Consider the following 19,687-nt stretch of genomic DNA (forward strand, 5'->3'; position numbering starts at 1 on the left):
ACAGACCATTTTTCGAATTTTCAAAAAAAAGTGGAAACATTTGCTCCCTTAAAAAACAACGTGGCCGTTTGCTATATGCCTAATCTCATGTCGAATGATGAAACTTAGACATAAGGTGTAAAGAAAATCATGCAGGGTTAATCTATCAGCATCAAAAAACACTTCATCATTATTCGCCATAGCCAAATCTAAGCTATTCCAATCTGGTACATTGAAAGTAGGAATATGAAATTTACTGGATGCTTTACCCAAACCAGTAAATACATTATTATTTGATAAAACAATATAAAGACCATCGTATATCCATTTAAATAGTCCAACATCAAAGTTGATTTGATAAATTTTTTCCTCATGAGAAGGGAGTGCAGCTATACTAATAGAAAATGCATTATTATTTATAACTTTCGTTACTAGTTTAAATTGGCCAGTTACCAATTCGCTAATGAGTAAATTAAAGGTAGATTCAAGAGCGGCTATTTTTTCTTGGTTGTAAGTTTCTTTAGAATTTAATTTTGTATTTAGATCAAGGCCAGGAATATCAAATTTTAGTCTTTTCATAGCTATAAATTCAAGAATAAGTCTGCAATGTTAATGGTTGATCAGTATGGCTTCGGGGAAAGTTAGAATAATTCTGTGAGCTATCACTTCTTGGATTAATTTACACACCAATAATTCGTTCATTTAAAAGCAATGAATTGATATTGATTCAACCTAACAATTGCCTGTTAATCAGATAATTATGGCATCTCTGTAAGTTTATTAAAAACCGTTCACGAAAACCCTTGTCAGTTGGACGTCCATTAATGCTTGGGGCTTATATAGTCGTTGCAACTTAGATTAGTTAGTCTTCGTTCGGAGTTACTGGATCATCCTCCCTCTCCTTACTTGCCTGTTCTACGGTTTCGACGAACTCCTCTGTTGAAACGGTATGTATATATGGATCGTCAAGTTCTTCATCCGCATCTGGGATGGTTGTTAGTTTATCTTCATTCATAAACTCAAGTTAGTTTTTTTGGCTTGGTTGAAGTAGTTCCTACCTAAAGTTTCTAAAATCAGCAGTTCTTTCCGAAAAAAGGTGAAGAACCTGTTATATCTGCCAGCTTGTCAGATAATATAAATATGAAAGGATCTTCGTAACAAAGCCATGACGCTCGTTGTGCGCTTGATTCACCTCTACATCCCTTCCCTTGACGAGGCTCAGAAACTAGGTTCACATAGATTTTGTGATTTTACAAATCATTAACGCAGGTCGTTGATGTGATTTAACACTCGTTTACCCATCACCTGTTACTATTCAAACGTTGAACTGTTTAAAACTTGTTTCCTCGGCGGGTGTGAAAACCAGGCTCATTTAAGGTGGCGGCAATATGACTCCAACTCTCTCCAGTTCTGCGCAATGATTTCGCAAATGCAGCTGCTCGTCGATTATTTTCATGTTCCCGGGCACTTTGTTGCCGAATCACTAACCCCTTTTGAGTGGCCTCTAAGGTGAGATTTTCAGGCTTGCCAAACTTGAAGCCTGCCCGTTTCTTCGGCCAACGCTTTATAGGTCCGATCTCCAATTACTTCCCGCTCGTGCTAGGCCATGGTAGCTATGACTCAAAGAGGTAAGGTGTCAGCCTCAGGCATATCGGCACCGACACATTCAATGCCCGAATCACGTAGGGTACCACATTCCGAGTCAGTCGGCCGAGCTTAACGATCAGCAAAATTCCTATCGAGAATGATGACGTTTCATGTCTTACTTAGCTGTAATTAACAGATTTAAGCAGCCGAAAAGAGGGGAAGCGCATTTAACGAAGAGTAAGTGATTATTCTTAAATTGTTTAGTGATTGACTAGCATACGCTAAGCTGATCTTCGTCGTAGCGGATAAGATACGCTCGACTTCGTCTAAAGGATAGTTCAGTCCACCTGGAGAATTCAACACCTTCTTAACATGGGTTGAATAGTTCGTAAACCCACACCGCGCTTGGCTTTTTGGGAACTTATTCAGTTGTGTTTGCTTCAATGATCTCAGACACATGCGTGCTGGATCTATCACTTCATTGACTTGAAATAGGGGTGTATTTTCAGAAAATAAATTCGCGGTTTGGTCTACCGATGAACCAGGCTGACCGATGTAACAGTAAGGGCTTTCAGAGGGTGTCGGAAATTTACCCAAATATAAAGGGTAGATTTCCGACAAATCGGGTAATTTAAGGTGTTTGGGTAGCCTTACCACACCCGGTAGATTTCCGACATATCGCCATCGTTGGTAACAAATATTAAGTAGGGTTTGATAAAGCGGAGTACGCATAATTTCTTCATAACGTTTTAACTGAACGTACGTACGTTGTCTGACCGTTTCAGGCGATTCTCCTTGCCAGAGCCTTCGAACAAGCTCGTTGTAGCGTTTTCTCTCGCGGCTTCGCTGTTTTTCCACTCGCTTAAACTCGCTCTCCGTTGTAAAATTACGACGTATCACCTGCCAGTATTCACTTACTCGTCCTAGCAAATACAGTTGGCTTTCTTCCTGGGTTAGACGCGAAACATCAGTTGGAGAATATTTCCAGATAATTTTATCCAACGCTGAAAGCAATTTTGAAACCAGCAATGCTGTAAAACGGGGCTGTACTAGATCCGCCAACGTTCGTGGTCGATCAGCGCCCAAGAATTGCATCTTATCTATTTTAACTTCGATTCGTAACGTATCTGGCTGGGGAGCGTAAAGCTTCAATTTATGTTGCTTGGCTTCGATTTCAACATAAGGCAAATCCAAACTATCACGATGAATCGTTTTGTGGCTGGGTGGTATGTTGAGATAAGATACGATGCCACTGCAAATCTGTTCGGCATCTGTTAGTCGCACGGTTGCGGAAAGCTCAAAGCCATTGAGTGGCGTTTTAAAGGGATCAAGCCGTACGTTCGTAATTAGGTCATCCAACGCATATAATAGTTGAATGGGGTCTTTAGGGTCACAATTATGAAGGCCATTATTGGCCACCTTAATCAGCGACCCTCTCATCTGAAACCAGTGTTGATCTGAATCTAAGTTAGATTGGTTACGCCGTCGGCTAGATATGTGCATTCCTTTGTAGTTATATGGAGCTAAAGATAGATCATGCCTTACGTCTCCATAAGTAGGTGAGAAAAGCAGGCTCATGTTTAGTCGTTGAATCAGATCGCTCTCATTCACGGCAATATGATTCGATTCGATTCCATCCATCATCGCCTTTAAACAGCTTGATTAAGATAGTCAGCTAATTCAGCTTTGAAGAAATAAAGCCGACCGTGACGCTTGCGGTGAGGAATCTTAGTAATGTTCTGATAAATTGTCTGCCGGGAGACCTTCAGAAAGTCAGCAGCTTGCTGAATTGTGAGAGGTATTTCTTCATCTACCTTGAGTTGATTAATCGCTGGATTGCGCAGAAGTACCAGCATTTCTAAAGCCCACGCTTCAAGGTTACTTAACCTTTCATTTATTGGTTCGAATGGATTATTCATGTCTACCGTCGTTTCTTGACGGAGGCAAAGATGCATTGCCTAGACTAGTCCAGACTAGTCTGGACTAGTCATAAAGTTTTGCGCTAATAGTTCTTTTCTCAACTTCGACTCGTTGTTTATTCTCCTTACTAAGGAAAGGGATAATAGCTTCTAAATCTTCAATAAACCATTTGATCTCTTGCCCTTCCACTCCCACCCTATTTGCTGTCCTAACAAACTTGTTGTAATATTTCTTTAGCTTGTCTCCACTTTTGTTACCATATAACCTCGCTATTTTGTCGGCTTCTCTTATACTTATTTCTTTATCCTGGTAAATGTAAAGTAAGGCCGTTTGTCGTAGAGTCAAATAAGGTTTGGATTTACTAGCATTTTCTCTTTGAAAAAAAAAGATCTGGTAGATTGATATCTTTTTCCGGGAGAATTGCTGCTATTAAACGCCCAATGGAAACGGCTTTATGAGTTGTATACCATACATATCGATCATAAAAACCTTTACATAAGAAAATATTATTAATTCTATCGGGAAGATTCTTACTCATGATACCATGCCCTTGAGTAATATGCAGAAAAGTATTTAGCTGCCCCCTGGATGGGCCATTTGTGGTTACATCTGGAATACATAATGACTCATATAAGATTGATTCCTCCGAGGCACCTATTTCAAAATTGTAGTGCCAGAATCGCATTATTTTTTCTAATCTCTTAATCTGTGCCTGTTGCTGATCATTAGTCAACATAAGCAAATCAGTAATAGCATATTCTATAAGATTAATAGAGGGTTCATCAGGGTACTCCTGAGAAACACGAGATCTAAACTTGTTAACATAGATTTCTCTTGTGGTTGATTCAGAAAATGCTATGAATGTTCTTTCTTCATTTCTAAACTGAATTAAGTTAATGTCTGATGTTTCCTCATCTGGTGCAACCACCTCCATTGTATCCCAGAAATAACTGTAGTCAATAGTTAAGATTTCGCTTATAAATGCGTTGAAACTATTCATTTTTAATTTATAGCGCGTTTAAAAAAATCTTTGCCTCATCATCATCGAATGACCCTAAATAGCTTTCAGTTGTCTTTAAATTAGTATGCCCTAAAGATTTAGATATAAACCCAATAGGAGTATTACTCTTCAATAAGATTGTAGCAAATGAATGTCTAGCCGCATACGTATTTACATCACTTTCGACTCCAAGTACATTAGCAATCTTCCTCATCCAGCGATTGGTCACATTTACAACCTGCCTTACGACTGACTTTCTCCGAACAGCGTCCATATCAGATGATAAAAATGGAAATACGAAGTCGGACTGTTTACGCTCTGCCCTAGACCAACGCTCCAAAATTGCCAATGTTTCCTCTCGTAACTGAGCTTTAACTAAGGTTTGATTCTGCTTTTTACTACGCGCTGTCTTTTGCCGTATAAATCTAAGCGTACCTGCACTTAAATCGACCATTCCCCAAGTGAGGGAGCATATGTCCGTAATGTTCATTCCATTACAGAAATAGGAAAATAGCCAAAGATCATGACTACGCTGTTCCATAGTTCCTGATATGGGTTTATACGCTTTTATCAGTTCTAAATCTGCCTTGGGAAGAGCTTTTTTTGTATTAGTACCAGCAGGAATCACATATCGATTTCTTCCGAATGGATATGCATCACGAGCCATTACTCCAGACTCGATAGCTTCATTAACCACGGCCCTAAGATGACGTAAATAAATTCCTACGGTGGTTATTGTAGCTGGGCTAGGCGGTTTGTTTGGCTTCCTTGAAACTCGACCAAATTGCAGCATCCATTGTTCATAAGTAGTCAAAAAACGGGATGTCAAATGCCTGAATTGAAGGCTAACTGATGAACGACTGTTTTGAACGCGTCTAGGTACTGGTATTCCTAAAAACTCCTTACGCTCATCGTCATTAAAGGAATCAATAAACCGTTGTAGCGATTTAGCAGTTGTTTCATAATTTAGAGCATTACCCACACGGCCCTCTTTATTCATGTTGTTTGCCCTCAAAAAAAGAGCAACTATCACATCGGTACGATCAGCAGGAATCTCCTTTTGTTTCCCAAAATCAAGAATAGCTTCAGCAAACCTATCGAAACTGAAATTATCCCCTAACTGATTAAGAACTGTTTGAGCACGAAGCAAGTAACCGGCTTGCTTCTGTCCATTTAGACCAGTGAATTCGTTACCGTACACTTTATGCCACAGTTCACGCCGATCACTATTTTTAACATGCCCCTTTAATCCAGCTTTATTTCGTTCTAAGAAATTCCATTCTTCAACTGAAGTCTTTATACCTGTTGTAAACAACCGTTGTTTACGTTCGTAGCAAATAGACCATTTTATAACTCCTAGACCATCCTTGGTCGCTCTTTTATCGAAGAATAGGTTGACAGTTGCTACTCCCTTCATTTACATTGCGTATTGATGCTGGTATTCAGTTTTTGCAATACAAGTTGCAATACAAATATGTAAAATCAAGACTTAATAACAATAAATAGTCATAAAACTAATTACCATAAAAACTTGGAAATCAAGTCTTAATAAAGTATTGATAAATATTTATCACTAATAGCATGATGACATAGTAACGACTCATAATCAGTAAGTCCCAGGTTCGAGTCCTGGCTGGCCCACCTCATTATCAGCCGCTTAGCTATTAGCTAAGCGGCTTTTTTGTTACAATACACGTGTGTCTTTTCCTCCCCGCCAGATGAGTGAGTTTTAACGGATGTTTAAGCCGTCTGTCAATATTCGACCTGCCATTCATTCATCGTTCGGCGCAACTGCGTCAAGCTTCTAAACGTATTGACGTTCAGCGTTTCCCGGAGACAGCTAATAGTTGTATAGACAACCTCTGCTATTGCCTACCATCTCTACTTCGTGCTCTACAACTCAAGCTTAAACAAATGCATAGGCAGTGCGTAAGGATCGAGTTCGACGTAGTTGCGTTCCCCCTGCCAGGTATATTGAGCACCCGTGAGCAGGTCACGAACGGTGTAATACTGATCGTTACCAATACCTAATTGCCAGATTGGCACCTGCACAACCCCGGCCCGTCGGCTGTAGGCATCCGTATTTACCACAATCAGCAGTCGATTATCGACCGATGTTTTCAGGTAAGCCATAATCGCGTCATCGTCCACCTGGCAAATCGTTAGATTATTGGTCGTCTGGAGCGCTACGTTCTCGTGGCGGATTCGATTGACCAGCGTAATCAGATACGTTAGTTTATTTGTTTTGTCCCAATCCCAAAGCCTGATTTCGTACTTCTCTGAATTAAGGTATTCTTCCTTGTTGGGAAACGGTACGTATTCCATCAGTTCAAATGACGGTCCATAAATACCGTAGTTGCTCGACAACGTAGCAGCCAGAAAATACCGAATCAGAAACTGAGGCTCATGACCAGTCTGTAAAATATATGGGTTAATGTCGTGCGTTGTCGGCCAGAAATTCGGGCGGTAATAATACTTCATTTCGCTCTGGGTCAGCTCCGTCATGTACTGTTCCAGCTCGTATTTGGTGTTACGCCAGGTGTAATACGTGTAGGAGTGCGCAAAACCTCGTTTTCCCAACTCCTGCATGACCTTTGGCTTAGTGAATGCTTCAGCCAGAAACAGCATGTCAGGATATTCTTTCTTGACTTCGGCAATCACCCATTCCCAGAAACCAAACGGTTTAGTATGCGGATTATCGACCCGAACAATGCGTACGCCCCACGATGCCCACACGAGAAGAACTCGCTTTAGTTCGTCCCAAAGATTCTGCCAGTCCTCTGTTTCGAAATAAACCGGGTAAATGTCCTGGTATTTTTTAGGTGGGTTTTCAGCATACTGAATGGTTCCATCTGGCCGTTTTTTAAACCATTCCGGATGTTCCGTGGCCCAGGGATGATCGGGCGAACACTGAATGGCCAGATCCATTGCCACTTCCATTCCATAATTGGCGGCAATCGCAATCAAATGTTTGAAATCATCGACCGTACCCAGTTCAGGATGAATGGCATCGTGCCCGCCATCGGGGGAGCCAATTCCGTAAGGTACACCGGGTTCGCCCGGCTGGCAGACAACCGAATTATTTTTACCCTTACGGTGCGCCATTCCAATCGGATGAATTGGGGGCAAATACAGTACGTCGAAACCCATACCTGAGATACGTGGCAGCAACGCTTCTACATCCCTGAACGTACCATGTTTACCCTCTTCGCGCGCGGCCGAACGAGGAAACAGACAATACCACGTACTAAATCCGGCCCGCGCCCGATCCACTTCTACCCCGAGTTCCTGCCCATAGCGCGTTACGTGCCTGCGCTCGGGGTACCGATTAACGTAGAAAGTAAACTGGTCGCTTTCCGCTACCGAAACCGCTTCGTCGTATCGGCTTTCATCCCGAAACAGCGCAGCCATTTCACGTAACGCTTTTACGTCGGGAGTTTCCTCAGCCACTACGTTTTTTGTCTTTTTGCCTTTCCCCTTCACGCCTTGCCCTGTGCCCCCTGCCAGTCCAAGCATTCCATCTACATACTGCGCTCCAGCGAGAAGTTCGCTCGTAATACGTTGGCCATCGGCTACTTTCAGATGAATTTCATGCTGCCAGGATGCCGCATGATCAACCCAGGCTTCAATGGTATACAGATAATGCCCCTGCTTTTCGGCAATGAACGAAGCCCCCCACCGGTCATTAACCAAAAGTGTCATCGCCGTTTCTGTCCACGTAGCATCGTCAATGAATTTGTACAGCAGGCGGGCAGACAGATAATCATGTCCATCGGCGAAGATATCGGCCTCTACCGCTATCACGTCGCCGGGAATGGCTTTTATAGGAAACCGACCTCCATCGAGTTCAGGTGATACGTGTTCGATCACCACGCGGGATTGGCCACTCAAGGGCGAGCCGGAAGACTTTTCGGTAACGTTCATTGCATCAATGTTTGCTTAGTAAATCGTGGACAATGCGGCAATGTTACAAAAAAAGCGTGTTTTCCGTCTCCAATAAAGGTTGATACGCCCCTCTGAACGTATTGTCAGGCTCCGTCAGTTTCTATAACCACTCACTCATTTTTAAGCCTATCCCTAAAAAGGGTACAAATACGTATCAAAATACTTCAACTACTCAATTCAAAAAACAGGGGTTTGTTCTCTAAAACCCTGACAATCAACAGTTGACCTTTGTAATCCCGAAGACAATGTTACCGGCTGATTGACGGTCTGCGACTAAGGTTATGTTGTGCCAGCGGGTCAGGCACGTAGCAGACTGATTCGGTTTGTCACAACTCGTTTATTGAATCCACGTAAACTGGATTATACTGATTATTCCTAAACCCTATTTATCATGGCAGAACAAGAAAAATCCCGGTTCGAATACGACGACTGGGTGGGGGCCGTCCGGCCCGATCCGCGGAACACCGATAAGCTCACGTTACTGCAGGGCTACATCGGTCAATCTTCAGAGGCTGGCCACATTCGGGTCTATTCCGACGAAACGCTCAATAGTTTTGTTGAAGTACCTGAAGAATCGATCGTTTATGCTCAGAAGCTAAGTTCGACGGAGTCGTCGCTGGGCGGTAGCAAACTATGGCTTCGTTCCGATTCGGTTGTTACGTATGGCGATCCAAAAGCAGCGAACCGACCCAAGAGTACGTTTCTGGAAGGCGATATCATGCAACAGTATGCCGCCTTTGGCCAGCCCGATACGACGATGATGGGCGCAGCTATGCCCGCTGGCGGCCAGGCCGATACAACCGGTGCTGGTCCACAACCAATGGCAACATCACCAGGCATTTTCTGTCCGGTCACTAATTTGTCTCAACTTTGCCCCACTCGGTTTGGGATAAGCGTATGTAATCTGGTTTCCTGTAACCGAACCATTTGCCAGTATTACAGCTGCCACCGTACCATCTGTGCACAGGTAACCTGCCGAATTACTGTATGCGCTGGCAAGACCTGTTTTCACACGGTATGCTGCATCCCGACGGATCGGTTTACTATTACGCCTACGACTCCACAAACGATACTCAATCCAGGAGGAGGAATGCCACAAGCGGCTGGCCAGCCCGACACCACGATGGGCGGTTACTACGGTATGTTTAATCCGTACATGTATTGATTCTGTTCAACCGTGAATGGTTCAAAAGGAACCATTCACGGTTTATACCCACTCCACCCATGCTGCTAACTGGTTTTAATCTGGCTCATTATTTACTGGATAAGGGCTATCTCGCGCTCGATTCAGTACTCGACGGTACGTTCACGGCTCATCCAGCCTCCAGTCGAAACACCAATTATGTCGTCAATCGAACTACCGCAGATGGCGCTCTTTTTGTGAAACAGATACAAGCCTGGGATCAGGAAAAGATCGATACGTTACGTACCGAAGCTACCTGTTACTGGCTCGCCAATAATGAATCTGACTACGTGCACCTCCGCGATTTTCTGCCGCCATACGTTGCTTTTGATCGCCAAAATCATATTCTGATTACAGAAGCCGTTTCAGGGGCTATCAGTTTGAATGATTTTTATCTGCGGCAGCGAGAATTCCCGGTTCCACTAGCCATCCGCCAGGCAGAATTGCTAGGCTCATTTCATAAGAACATTGCCCGGTCGATGCAAGATGCGCCCAGTTTTCGGCTGTTCCGCAAGCAAAAGCCGGTGGTTTTTATTTGGAGCGAGGCTGGTTTTCCAGCCTATTCGGGCGATCAAAGCCAGGCCGAGCGACAAATGGTGCAGCTCATTACTCAAAATGAAGAGTATATGAAGCGTCTGTCGGCCGTTCGCGATCAATGGCAGGCATCCAGCCTGACCCACGGCGACATCAAACCGGCCAATTTCCTGATTAACGAAAATGCATTGGCTACAGGACAGTATGACCTGCGCCTGATCGACTGGGAGACCGCCGACATTGGTGACCCCTGCTGGGACGTAGCGGCCATTTTTCAGAGTTATCTGTACTTCTGGATCTTTTACGAACCTACATCTGGCCGCCATTCAGGCCAGAATCCCTTTAGCAATTACGGGTTTTCGCTTGAAGCTATGCAGCCATCCATGCAGCAGTTCTGGAAAACTTACGCCCAATTGATGGATTGGACAACCGAAGAAGCTCAGTCATATCTGCTTAAAACGGTCGGTTACTGCGCGCTGAAGTTAATCCATACCTGCTACGAAAGCATTCAGCAAGCTACCGCTATGACCATCCATACGGCCCGGCTTCTGCAATTGAGTTTGAATATGTTACGCTCACCCGAAGAGGCAGTCCGTTCGGTTCTGGGCATTTCTCTTTCCAGGAAATGAAAACGCACTACGTTAATCAACTGACCACCATCCTGAACGGGTTACGTATCGACCCGGCTCAGTGCCAGATTACGCTTCTGACTGATGGATCGCAGACGGCATACAAGCCTGAAAACCTAAACAGTACGTTATCGGGATTGATTTATCGACATTTTTACTGCTCCGCTGATGCGCAGGAAAGCCGTGTTTCGGAATCGGTTGATGATTCGTTTTTGAACGAATTAAGCTGCCATAATTACAGCGTCGAGCAGTTCGATGCGGGCTGGGAAGTTGACACCGTCGATATGGCGCGGACACCTTACGCAACCAAAGGCAATTCCCGACGCATGCTCTATGCCGGTGAGTTTGTTTATAATACGCCCAAAAGGGGGACTGCTCAGAAAGGAGACACCGTTCGACTACTCATGCACCGGGAGCACCGGGATGCCCAAAGCGGCTTTTACTACGTTTTCGGGCAAACGCCCGATGACGATTCAGTGACGTTACAAACCCGATTGTATTTCCATATTCAGCCGGAAGGCAGTATTCATCTTATCGAATGGGTAACGAAAACGCTGAATCGCTATCGAATTCCTTTTCAGTTCAAATGCCTCAATCATCCTGATTTATACGGGCGTAGTGATGCCGCCGTTCTTTATCTGCAAAAACCATCGGTCAATATCGTGCTAGCTCTATTAGCCGACGCTTTACCGATTTTATCTTCTTATCTGCACCCATCTATTCCCCTATTCACCCGACCCATTGCCGCGGGCATTGGTTTTGCCGAAAGTCCACCTAATCCTAACGAGAGTTTCGGCACAAGCCGGTGCGGGCTAATTGCTCAGGGAATCGTCAACGCCGTCAGTAACGAACAGCCGGCTGATACATTCGACGCGTCAGTGCAAGCTGTGTTTGATACGATTGGCCTATCACTCGAACATCCGTACCGGAATCCCGACGCGCAGTATCCTTACGTTTTCCCAGATTATACCGTTAACTAAACCCACGCATGGAAACCCTTACCGCCCCAACCGTTACGTCTGTGCGCGATTCAATCGCCAATACCTTCATCGAAACTGCTGCCGATATTGGCCGGACGCTTTGTCGTGATGCCATCTGGTCGGGTGATCGCTGTAACTTTCTGACCTCAACCAATGACCCCGCTTTTGAGTATCCTAAACCATATTTCAAATCGCTTGAAGCCGATTTTTATTCAGGAACGGCGGGCGTAGCGTTTTTTCTGGCAGCACTCTATAATGCCACTGGCGACCGGCTGGTGCAGAAAACTGCCCTCGGTACGTTGCAAAATGCGCTGACAACGGCTCAGTTCCTTTTGCCTCATACAAGGCTAGGTTTCTTTTCGGGCTGGACAGGCATTGCCTACGCAGCAATTCGGGCGGGGCATTGGCTAAACAACGAAGAAATGATCACGCAGGGCCAGCAATTGCTCAACAACGTAGCGAAAGTGGATTTGCAGCAGACGGGCCTTGACGTAATTGACGGAGCGGCCGGAGCTATTCCAGCCCTGATTCAGTTAAACCAGCTTCATCCAAATCCTTCACTACGTCCGTTTATCGAGCAACTGGCCGATCAATTAGTGAATCGGGCGGAGCGAACAACAGAAGGTCTTTCGTGGAACACAATTCCCGGTGCTGGCCATCGGCATCTGACAGGTTTTGCGCACGGTGTAGCAGGTATCATCAATGCGTTATTCGAAGCGTTCGCTCTGACGCAGAACACTACATATCGCGATGTAGCTTTTCAGGGATTACGTTACGAAAACGCTTTTTTCGACCAGCCTCAACAGAACTGGCCTGATTTCCGAGCCGCTACGTCCAACGAAGCAACAAACGGTCCTACCTGCTCCTGCGCCTGGTGTCACGGTGCACCAGGAATTGCCCTTTCGCGGCTGCGAGGTTATGAGCTGACCCATCACCCGGCCTTAAAAGAGGAAGCGCAAACGGCTGTAGCGACAACGGCTCGCCACCTGACGTGGGAACAGCAGACTAATTTTTCGCAGTGTCATGGACTAGCGGGCAACAGTGACGTATTGCTTGAAGCGGCCGATATTCTCAATCAGTCCGACTGGCGTGTTCAGGCTGAAGCTATCGGGCAAAGGGGTCAGGAGCGGTATCGTCAGACAGGCTTGTGGGCCAATGGTTTGTACAATCAGTTTCAGCTTCCCGACTTTATGCTTGGTCTGTCAGGTACGGGGTATTTCTACCTACGCCTGGCCGACTCTGCTACGTATCGGTCGGTGCTCCTGCTACGTTAAGGGTAGGCGTCTTTGTTACGCTATTTTGCTCCGTCAGTTTTCGCGGCATCGACGGCGATTTTTCCAATACTGACGCCCCAATTGGCTCCGGCCTCAACATCGAAACGGTAATTCACGCCACTGTATAGGCGCGACAGACCAGCTTCGGCTCCCTGTGCGTTGAGTTGCGTAGCCTGATCGGGAAATAAATACGCGAGTACCGTAGCAGCCGCCGACGAAATCGTCGCGTGATCGGAGACGTAGCCGGGATAATTGGGGATGGTGGTTGATGTTTTAATCGTCGAATCGATCTGTGAGGGGCGAGGTACGTAGTACGTATACATCGCCGACCACGCAGCCGTGCTCCCGTCCTGTATGGCCCGGTTCAGTAGCGCGTACGTGCGTGCCGCCCTCAATTCGTTCTGTCGGGCATCGCGAACAAGTCCCTCAGCGATAAAATTCCAATGGCCCGAGAGCATATACGTAGCAATCCCATCATCCCAGTAGCTGGCAACACGCCATTGTTCGCGGGTGCGGGAGTTGGCCAAATCACGCACTTCGCTCAGAGATTTCTGAAACTCAGCCGACGTAGTGGCCGGGGGCGCAGCGGGAGCCGCTTTTGCAACAGCTACCGAATCATACCACATCGCCACACGACCGCCTAGCGGTAATACAGGGGCCAGTGCCGGAATCTCCAGACTCTGCCATTTTACGTCGTAAGGCGCTTTAGCGAGTGCAGACTGCCACGTATTGTTCGGGTCATGCGCCGAATTGAAGTGATCGCTCTTTGCCCGATCAATCACTTTGGCTGCTACAGAAGCCGCCAGTACTTCCCCTGCCGTCAGATCGCTGGCAACACTGGCACCCGCCCACAACCGACTTTGCTTATGCTCGGTAGCCTTGTTTTTCAGCCATGCCGTTTCGTCGGGAAATAAATGCGCTAATACCTGGTAGGATGCCTCTGCAATAGCTGCGTCTTCTGACGGATAGGATGGTACGTTAAGAACTGGTACGCGGGAAACGATACCCTGAGATTCCAGAGAAGGCCGATTATACTGGTATTTAGCCCGCCAGGCCACAACCAACGCATCATATTGAGCCACGCTTAGCAACGCGTAAACCCGGGCACCGAATGACGGACTGGCTTTCGGATTAGCAGGGTCGGTTGATGACAGCTGTCCGGTCGTGGGGGTCAAATAATTAGGAAACTGATTGTACTTGGCCACCAGTTGACGCGCAATTTGATTCCATCGCCGAATGCCACCATCAGCCCAATACGTAACAGCTGTATTCTGATCCGGATTAAGACTTAACAGGCCGTTCTTTATAGCCGTTAATTCCTGCTGGTATTCAGCGGACGTAACAGCGGCAGGCTGAGGTACAGTTACATCACTGGCTGATTTCAGGACAATCGTTCGCCAGGTACCTCCATCGGCATCTACCGTGGCGGGCGTTACAAAGGGCAAAATTCCTTCATCAAGGATTGGTTCCTTACAGGCAACCACTCCATAAAAAAGGCTGCTTAGCAGAATAAGTGAAAAAAGCGTTTTCATAAGTGTATGGCCTTCCATAGCCATTCATAACAGGAATTGACTAAGGATACAGACCAACGGATAAGCCCCCGTCAACACGAGAGAATTTACCGATGTTACGTCCGCTCAGCGTCGTACTGTAGCCTGCCGTCAGGCCGAGTTTACCAATAAGTTTTATCCACACCCTGGCTCCAGCCCGCGTAAAACCAACGGCATTAGTCGGGAAAGGAACACCAGGACCGATGTTTGTGCCTTCGTTGTAAGGCGTTTGTTTCTGAAACCAGGCGTCGATGTAGACTGGCTTCGTTTTAATCCCCGTCCGGATGATGAGATCCGTTACGTCGGGTACGTTGAGTTTCGTGCCACTGTTCGGATTGACCTGATTGGGATCGTACGTATTCACTACGTGGTCGAGCGTAACCTGCCCCATTCGGATATAGCCGTATTGTCCGGTCAGGAAAAAAGGACCAGCGGTGTAGTGCAGCATTGTCCGTCCGTCGAGATTACTAGACCCGCGCCCAATCGCTACCAGCGCATCGTTTACATAATTTTGAAGCGGTAAGGAGTATCCTAGCGTAAATAACCAGGAGAGCCGTGTTTTCCCGAATTTATAATCGTAAGCCTCCCAGCGGAGAGCCGCTGAAAGATCCTGAAATCCTTCCTGCTTTGGCGAGTAACCCGCGCTGGCTTCTGTCCGCACGTACGGAACCGCCACGATTAAATCCAGATCATACCCTAACCCGTACGAAGCTTTCAGGGTTAGCGATTGGGTTGTTACCGTCCCCAGATTTGCATTTTTCGTTTCGGTAGTATTGATGTAGTACGTATCGTAAGTCGATTGCGATCCAATCAGAGAAAGATTCGCTTTACGCTGACCACGCATGAAGCCGTCAATTAACCCCTGGGCCGAGGCCTGTCGGGCAAAACTTAGCAGAAGAAAAGTAATTAGTGTAGTATAGGCGAATGACCGCATAATTCCGTAATAGGTTATGCAAAAGTAGCTCTTTGAGACGAGCCCACCTTAGTAACGGAATTTTTCCTCGTAAGTGGTATACGCAATGAGATGAACTATAGAAACACGAAGAACACATAACCAATCGGAATAAATGATTACATATTGATTATCAGGGGCTCTGCGATTATTTCCTGTCTAAAAAAATCCCCAGCCGCAAAGCAGCCGGGGATTTTGGTCAACCTATGAATGAAAAAATTATAATCTTATAAGCCAGAACCGTCTGCTTTGGCCCGTTCAACAGCGTAGGCGCCAATCTTACTGCCGTGATCCAGCCCCACATTTGAATCGAACCGATAGTGAATCAGGCCGTATACGCGCGATGTGGACGCTTCATTTGCTTCTGCCTGGAATTCTTTGGCTCTGTCGGGGAAAATAGCGCTTAATACCGTAGCAGCTGCTGCCGAAAATGTTGAATGGCCTGACGGATACGATGGAAAATTAGGAAGCCCAACCGACGTTTTCACACCAAACTGTTGTGGGCGGGGATAATAATAATAGTACTTGGCATCCCAGCAGCCGATGGCCGCATCCATCGTGGCAGTTCCTACCAGCGCTAGCGTCCGGGCCATTCGTACTTCGCTGTATTGAGCATCGTGCGCTACGTTGGCTGCCGTGCGGTGCCAATGGCCGGGAGGGGTGTAACTACCTGCTCCGTCAGACCAATAGTTGGCTATGCGAGCCTGATCGCGCGTTTGGCTTTTATTGATTTGCCGCAATTCCGATAAATCTTTCTGGTATTCATCGCCGTTAAGCGCTGGGGGCGGGCCCGGCCGAAGCTTGACCAGCGTTGCTTTGTCGAAGTTCCAGGGCATAACAGCACCAAAATTTGGTAACATGGGCGGACGGGCTGGTACTTCCTGACTTACCCAAACCTCGGCGAGGCCACGTTCTTTGGCAGCCTGAATCATGCCAGCTGTTACCGTCTGATTGTTAGCCGTACTCATGCCATCAGCTCTGGCCCGGCCCATTACTTTGGCTGCCACGGCACTGCCCAGCGCTTCGCCCGCAGCCAGGTCACTCTCTACGTTCATACCTGCCCACAGACGGCTGTTACGATGTTCGGCCAGTTTAGCTTCCAGGTACGGCACTTCGCCGGGGAACATGGCTTTCAGGATAATAACCGAAGCGGCTGCTACCACAGCATCTTCTGATGGATACGATGGTAATGAAGAGACGGGCAACAACGCCTTGAGCGAAGCATCCGTTTTAGCCGGAGCGACCCGATTGTATTTGTATTTATAATACCAAGCCGATACCAGAGCGTCGTACTGCGCTACGCTCAGATAGGCCAGCGCCCGTGACGCATAAGGCGGGTTCGCAAACGGGAATCGAGGGTCGGCCAGTGGGTTAGCGGCATCCGGAACCGGATATTTACCATCGGGCGTCGAAGCGGGTGGAATGTTGTAGCGAGCGCATAATTCCCGACCAATTTCATTCCATCGATAAGCAGCACCAGCCCCCCAATACGTAACGGCATCCTGTTGAGCGCTGGTCAAGCCGGTCGATTTTTGTTTTAAACCCGCGAGTTCCGCCAAGTATTCTGTCGAATTAATAGCCTTAGGTTCGGCAACGGCAATTTCTGAAGGTGACGTCAGTACGTAGGTTTTCCAGGTACCGGCTTTCTCATCTACATTGGCCGGTGCGTAAGCCGCTTTCTGCGGCTCGTCAATTGTTTTACTACACGAGATAACGCCAGTCGCCAGACCAGCAATTACACCGCTTACTGCTATAAGATGGATATATTTTCTCATGATTCGTGTGAGCCTTATTTATTGAAATTGATCTGATACAGAACGCCCACCGTGTAGCTGGTACTCTGGCCGACGTTAACCCCATCCACTACGTAGCCAATCCGGGCATTGACGCCAATGTGACGCGGCTGAAATTTACCGTACCAGCCCACCAGTGTTGACTGCATATTGTTGGTGGGAAAGGGCATATCATTCCGGCGAATGTTGTCACCATCCAAACAGGCGGACCGCTCGGCGAAAACCTCCGTTTGCCATCCTTTGCGTAATACCCCCAGCCGAACGGCAGCATCAACTACATTGGGCATGCGTACCTGTCTTGTGTTGTAGACCCGATCATCGGCCTGATAAGCATCCCGATCAAGGCTGATATTGCTGCGCCAGCCGTAACTACCATGTGCTGTTACGTAGAGTCCTGTGTTGCTATGCTTGTAGTTAGCCAGCAGTCGTGCAGTGGCGGTACGGCATTGCAAGCCAATTGACATAGGCAGAAAATCCGGTACGTATTTACCAACCGGAATTGATCCTCCGACAATACCATGCAGCGAAAACCCGCCTGCCTGAAAAGCCTTTACTTTCAACCAGGCCGATATGTCCTGTACGCCCTTCTGCCCCATCAGATTACCCGCACTGGCGTTTGTCCAGACATAAGGCAGACTCAGAATGACGTTCACACGATTGCTGATGCCGTAAGCAGGCATAACCATCACACTCTGCGTGGAGAGTGTACCGATATTGAAATTTTCGCGCTTGAATGAATTTTCCCAGTAATGATTCCAGGAGCTGTAGCCATACATGCCAGCGACACAAAGCTGCTTTTTGCCCATATAGATGGCATCGTGCGGCATCTGGGCCTGAGCCATAAAGGGCGTTAGCAGGGCGGCAGTAAGTAAATACTTTAGATTTGTTTTCATTGGTTAACTGTTAATAAGTACGATGGAATAATTAAAGAGTAAGCCCGACTGTCAGGACGGCGCTACGTCCGTCGGAAGGCCAGATACCGGCCCCCGGATAAAATGTCGGACGCTTCGTGAAGTATTGAGTATTTAGTAAATTATTAATACTGCCGCGTACCGTTAATCCGCGGCTGATACGCCAGCTGCCGTTCAGATCCCATAAGCTATAGGCCGGTACCGGGCCAATAGCACCATTGGCAGAAGGTGTGGGCGTGTTCAGCGCATCTGAAAACGTTTGCGCTACGTAGCTGTACTGGAGGGTCAGACTGGCCGTACCATAGCGGGCTGTCAATCCATTACGGCTCGTCCAGCGAGGAGCCGACTCGACCTGATTGCCCGTCACCGTCCGGTTTTCGGCACCCGCCGAAACGAGCCCGTTGATGTAGCGGGCATTGTTATAAGCCGTTGACGTAAAACCACTGAGTAAGATCTTCTCCGTACGTAACAGTTGCGTTTCGATTAACGCTTCGACACCGGTGCTGCGGCTATCACCAATGTTGGTACGGAAGATGTAGTTCGTACCGTCGGTATTTGCCAACAGCAACGTACCGAGCCGGTTTCGATACAGCAAATCAAATACCGTTACGTTCAGGTGCAGGCTCTGCCAGTGTGCCTCAACACCGATCTCCGCGTTGTAGCCGTACGCATCTTTCAGATTTTTGTCGATACGTTCATAAACCGAGGTTGGAATAATATCTTTGAAAATAACGGGACGATACGATTGCGACCAGCCCCCGTAGATTTTCACAGCATCGTTTGGCCGGTATTGGGCATTGATACCCAGCAAAACAAACTTATGCCTGATGTCGGTTGGCAGATTGACAGGATCATAGTAATCTATGGTACCCCGAAATTCAGTTTTGCCGTTCTCAACTCGGATTCCCGGCGAAACGGTCAGGCGATTCGTAAGCGCGAACTGACTTTCCGCAAAGAGTGCTACGTTGTTGCTGCGGAAATGCATATCACGCCGGAACGGGCTGGTCAGCGATAAATCGAAATCGGTACCGGTTGTTCCCATACCCAATTGCCGACGGTGTAGATCGGTGCTGATTAACTGTACCCCTGCTGCTCCCGTAGCTTCTATGCCCGCCACTTTATAACGTTGTAACAACCGCATTTCAGAGCTGTAGCTGTGGAAATTATCAATATCCACCTGCCGGGCAGCATATTGTCCTGTAGCCCGGTTAATGGTATCGGGTATGTTCGCCAATCGGTCGAACAGGACGCTGTTTCGGGCGCCCAGCACGGCCGATGTTGTCCAAAGAACACGGGTCTGATCGGTGATTCGCCAATCGAGTTTAAGCGAGGGAATGTAAATGTCTGGATTGAAGTAATTCCTTGATCTTGTAGCTTGCTTCGGATCAGCGCGAAACATACTATCAGTAAGTGGACCTGGAATTTGAAATAGATAAGTGCTTCTTCCAAG

Annotated in this window: 16 protein-coding genes; 4 read left to right on the plus strand and 12 right to left on the minus strand. The window is 47.0% G+C overall.

The annotated features are described in order from the left end of the window. Positions 1 to 48: 48 nt before the first annotated feature. From ACOJS8_RS02480 to ACOJS8_RS02510, 7 genes are all read right to left on the minus strand, one after another. The gene (locus ACOJS8_RS02480; protein WP_420146947.1) at positions 49 to 558 is read right to left on the minus strand and encodes a hypothetical protein; all 510 of its coding nucleotides are present in this window, start codon (positions 556 to 558) and stop codon (positions 49 to 51) included. A gap of 283 nt (positions 559 to 841) precedes the next feature. After that, on the minus strand, positions 842 to 994 hold the full coding sequence (locus tag ACOJS8_RS02485) for a hypothetical protein (RefSeq protein WP_420146948.1): 153 nt from the start codon (positions 992 to 994) through the stop codon (positions 842 to 844). Positions 995 to 1,764: 770 nt separating this feature from the next. Further along, positions 1,765 to 3,210 (minus strand): hypothetical protein, encoded by a 1,446-nt coding sequence (locus tag ACOJS8_RS02490; RefSeq protein WP_420146949.1) that lies wholly within the window; start codon positions 3,208 to 3,210, stop codon positions 1,765 to 1,767. Positions 3,211 to 3,215: 5 nt separating this feature from the next. Beyond that, positions 3,216 to 3,485: a helix-turn-helix domain-containing protein gene (locus ACOJS8_RS02495; protein WP_420146950.1), complete on the minus strand. Its 270-nt coding sequence runs from the start codon at positions 3,483 to 3,485 to the stop codon at positions 3,216 to 3,218. A gap of 362 nt (positions 3,486 to 3,847) precedes the next feature. After that, on the minus strand, positions 3,848 to 4,486 hold the full coding sequence (locus tag ACOJS8_RS02500) for a hypothetical protein (protein WP_420146951.1): 639 nt from the start codon (positions 4,484 to 4,486) through the stop codon (positions 3,848 to 3,850). A 7-nt stretch (positions 4,487 to 4,493) separates the two neighbouring features. After that, a complete protein-coding gene (locus ACOJS8_RS02505) occupies positions 4,494 to 5,903 on the minus strand; it encodes a tyrosine-type recombinase/integrase (protein ID WP_420146952.1) in 1,410 nt (469 codons plus the stop codon). A 476-nt stretch (positions 5,904 to 6,379) separates the two neighbouring features. Continuing rightward, positions 6,380 to 8,410, minus strand: a complete 2,031-nt coding sequence (locus ACOJS8_RS02510) for an alpha-1,4-glucan--maltose-1-phosphate maltosyltransferase (protein WP_420146953.1) — start codon at positions 8,408 to 8,410, stop codon at positions 6,380 to 6,382. 412 nt (positions 8,411 to 8,822) lie between these two features. On the opposite strand from ACOJS8_RS02510, the gene ACOJS8_RS02515 reads away from it, so the two are divergent. The 4 genes from ACOJS8_RS02515 to ACOJS8_RS02530 are packed head-to-tail and all read left to right on the plus strand — an operon-like array spanning position 8,823 to position 13,031. After that, complete coding sequence (locus ACOJS8_RS02515; protein ID WP_420146954.1) at positions 8,823 to 9,596, plus strand: hypothetical protein; 774 nt, start codon at positions 8,823 to 8,825, stop codon at positions 9,594 to 9,596. Between the two features lie 59 nt (positions 9,597 to 9,655). Next, on the plus strand, positions 9,656 to 10,777 hold the full coding sequence (locus tag ACOJS8_RS02520) for a phosphotransferase family protein (RefSeq protein ID WP_420146955.1): 1,122 nt from the start codon (positions 9,656 to 9,658) through the stop codon (positions 10,775 to 10,777). Beyond that, the gene (locus ACOJS8_RS02525; protein ID WP_420146956.1) at positions 10,774 to 11,757 is read left to right on the plus strand and encodes a T3SS effector HopA1 family protein; all 984 of its coding nucleotides are present in this window, start codon (positions 10,774 to 10,776) and stop codon (positions 11,755 to 11,757) included. Before ACOJS8_RS02520 ends, ACOJS8_RS02525 begins: the two co-directional genes overlap by 4 nt. A gap of 8 nt (positions 11,758 to 11,765) precedes the next feature. Further along, positions 11,766 to 13,031 (plus strand): lanthionine synthetase LanC family protein, encoded by a 1,266-nt coding sequence (locus ACOJS8_RS02530; RefSeq protein WP_420146957.1) that lies wholly within the window; start codon positions 11,766 to 11,768, stop codon positions 13,029 to 13,031. Positions 13,032 to 13,051: 20 nt separating this feature from the next. Here the strand turns inward: ACOJS8_RS02530 and ACOJS8_RS02535 are convergent, their stop codons facing one another. The 5 genes from ACOJS8_RS02535 to ACOJS8_RS02555 all read right to left on the minus strand — a co-directional run. Then, positions 13,052 to 14,563: a phosphatase PAP2 family protein gene (locus ACOJS8_RS02535; RefSeq protein WP_420146958.1), complete on the minus strand. Its 1,512-nt coding sequence runs from the start codon at positions 14,561 to 14,563 to the stop codon at positions 13,052 to 13,054. Positions 14,564 to 14,603: 40 nt separating this feature from the next. Further along, on the minus strand, positions 14,604 to 15,515 hold the full coding sequence (locus tag ACOJS8_RS02540; protein WP_420146959.1) for a hypothetical protein: 912 nt from the start codon (positions 15,513 to 15,515) through the stop codon (positions 14,604 to 14,606). 245 nt (positions 15,516 to 15,760) lie between these two features. Then, on the minus strand, positions 15,761 to 17,308 hold the full coding sequence (locus ACOJS8_RS02545) for a phosphatase PAP2 family protein (RefSeq protein WP_420146960.1): 1,548 nt from the start codon (positions 17,306 to 17,308) through the stop codon (positions 15,761 to 15,763). Positions 17,309 to 17,322: 14 nt separating this feature from the next. Next, positions 17,323 to 18,219 (minus strand): hypothetical protein, encoded by an 897-nt coding sequence (locus ACOJS8_RS02550; protein ID WP_420146961.1) that lies wholly within the window; start codon positions 18,217 to 18,219, stop codon positions 17,323 to 17,325. A 31-nt stretch (positions 18,220 to 18,250) separates the two neighbouring features. Beyond that, the coding region (locus ACOJS8_RS02555) for a TonB-dependent receptor family protein (protein WP_420146962.1) at positions 18,251 to 19,687 on the minus strand (1,437 nt) is incomplete at its 5' end.

The sequence above is a fragment of the Spirosoma sp. genome, assembly GCF_048594605.1.
Lineage (GTDB): Bacteria > Bacteroidota > Bacteroidia > Cytophagales > Spirosomataceae > Spirosoma.

Coding starts and splice junctions, on each gene's coding strand:
- ACOJS8_RS02480 (WP_420146947.1), bottom strand. CDS start 558: ATGAAAAGACTAAAATTTGATATTCCTGGCCTTGATCTAAATACAAAA.
- ACOJS8_RS02485 (WP_420146948.1), bottom strand. CDS start 994: ATGAATGAAGATAAACTAACAACCATCCCAGATGCGGATGAAGAACTT.
- ACOJS8_RS02490 (WP_420146949.1), bottom strand. CDS start 3,210: ATGATGGATGGAATCGAATCGAATCATATTGCCGTGAATGAGAGCGAT.
- ACOJS8_RS02495 (WP_420146950.1), bottom strand. CDS start 3,485: ATGAATAATCCATTCGAACCAATAAATGAAAGGTTAAGTAACCTTGAA.
- ACOJS8_RS02500 (WP_420146951.1), bottom strand. CDS start 4,486: ATGAATAGTTTCAACGCATTTATAAGCGAAATCTTAACTATTGACTAC.
- ACOJS8_RS02505 (WP_420146952.1), bottom strand. CDS start 5,903: ATGAAGGGAGTAGCAACTGTCAACCTATTCTTCGATAAAAGAGCGACC.
- ACOJS8_RS02510 (WP_420146953.1), bottom strand. CDS start 8,410: ATGAACGTTACCGAAAAGTCTTCCGGCTCGCCCTTGAGTGGCCAATCC.
- ACOJS8_RS02515 (WP_420146954.1), top strand. CDS start 8,823: ATGGCAGAACAAGAAAAATCCCGGTTCGAATACGACGACTGGGTGGGG.
- ACOJS8_RS02520 (WP_420146955.1), top strand. CDS start 9,656: ATGCTGCTAACTGGTTTTAATCTGGCTCATTATTTACTGGATAAGGGC.
- ACOJS8_RS02525 (WP_420146956.1), top strand. CDS start 10,774: ATGAAAACGCACTACGTTAATCAACTGACCACCATCCTGAACGGGTTA.
- ACOJS8_RS02530 (WP_420146957.1), top strand. CDS start 11,766: ATGGAAACCCTTACCGCCCCAACCGTTACGTCTGTGCGCGATTCAATC.
- ACOJS8_RS02535 (WP_420146958.1), bottom strand. CDS start 14,563: ATGAAAACGCTTTTTTCACTTATTCTGCTAAGCAGCCTTTTTTATGGA.
- ACOJS8_RS02540 (WP_420146959.1), bottom strand. CDS start 15,515: ATGCGGTCATTCGCCTATACTACACTAATTACTTTTCTTCTGCTAAGT.
- ACOJS8_RS02545 (WP_420146960.1), bottom strand. CDS start 17,308: ATGAGAAAATATATCCATCTTATAGCAGTAAGCGGTGTAATTGCTGGT.
- ACOJS8_RS02550 (WP_420146961.1), bottom strand. CDS start 18,219: ATGAAAACAAATCTAAAGTATTTACTTACTGCCGCCCTGCTAACGCCC.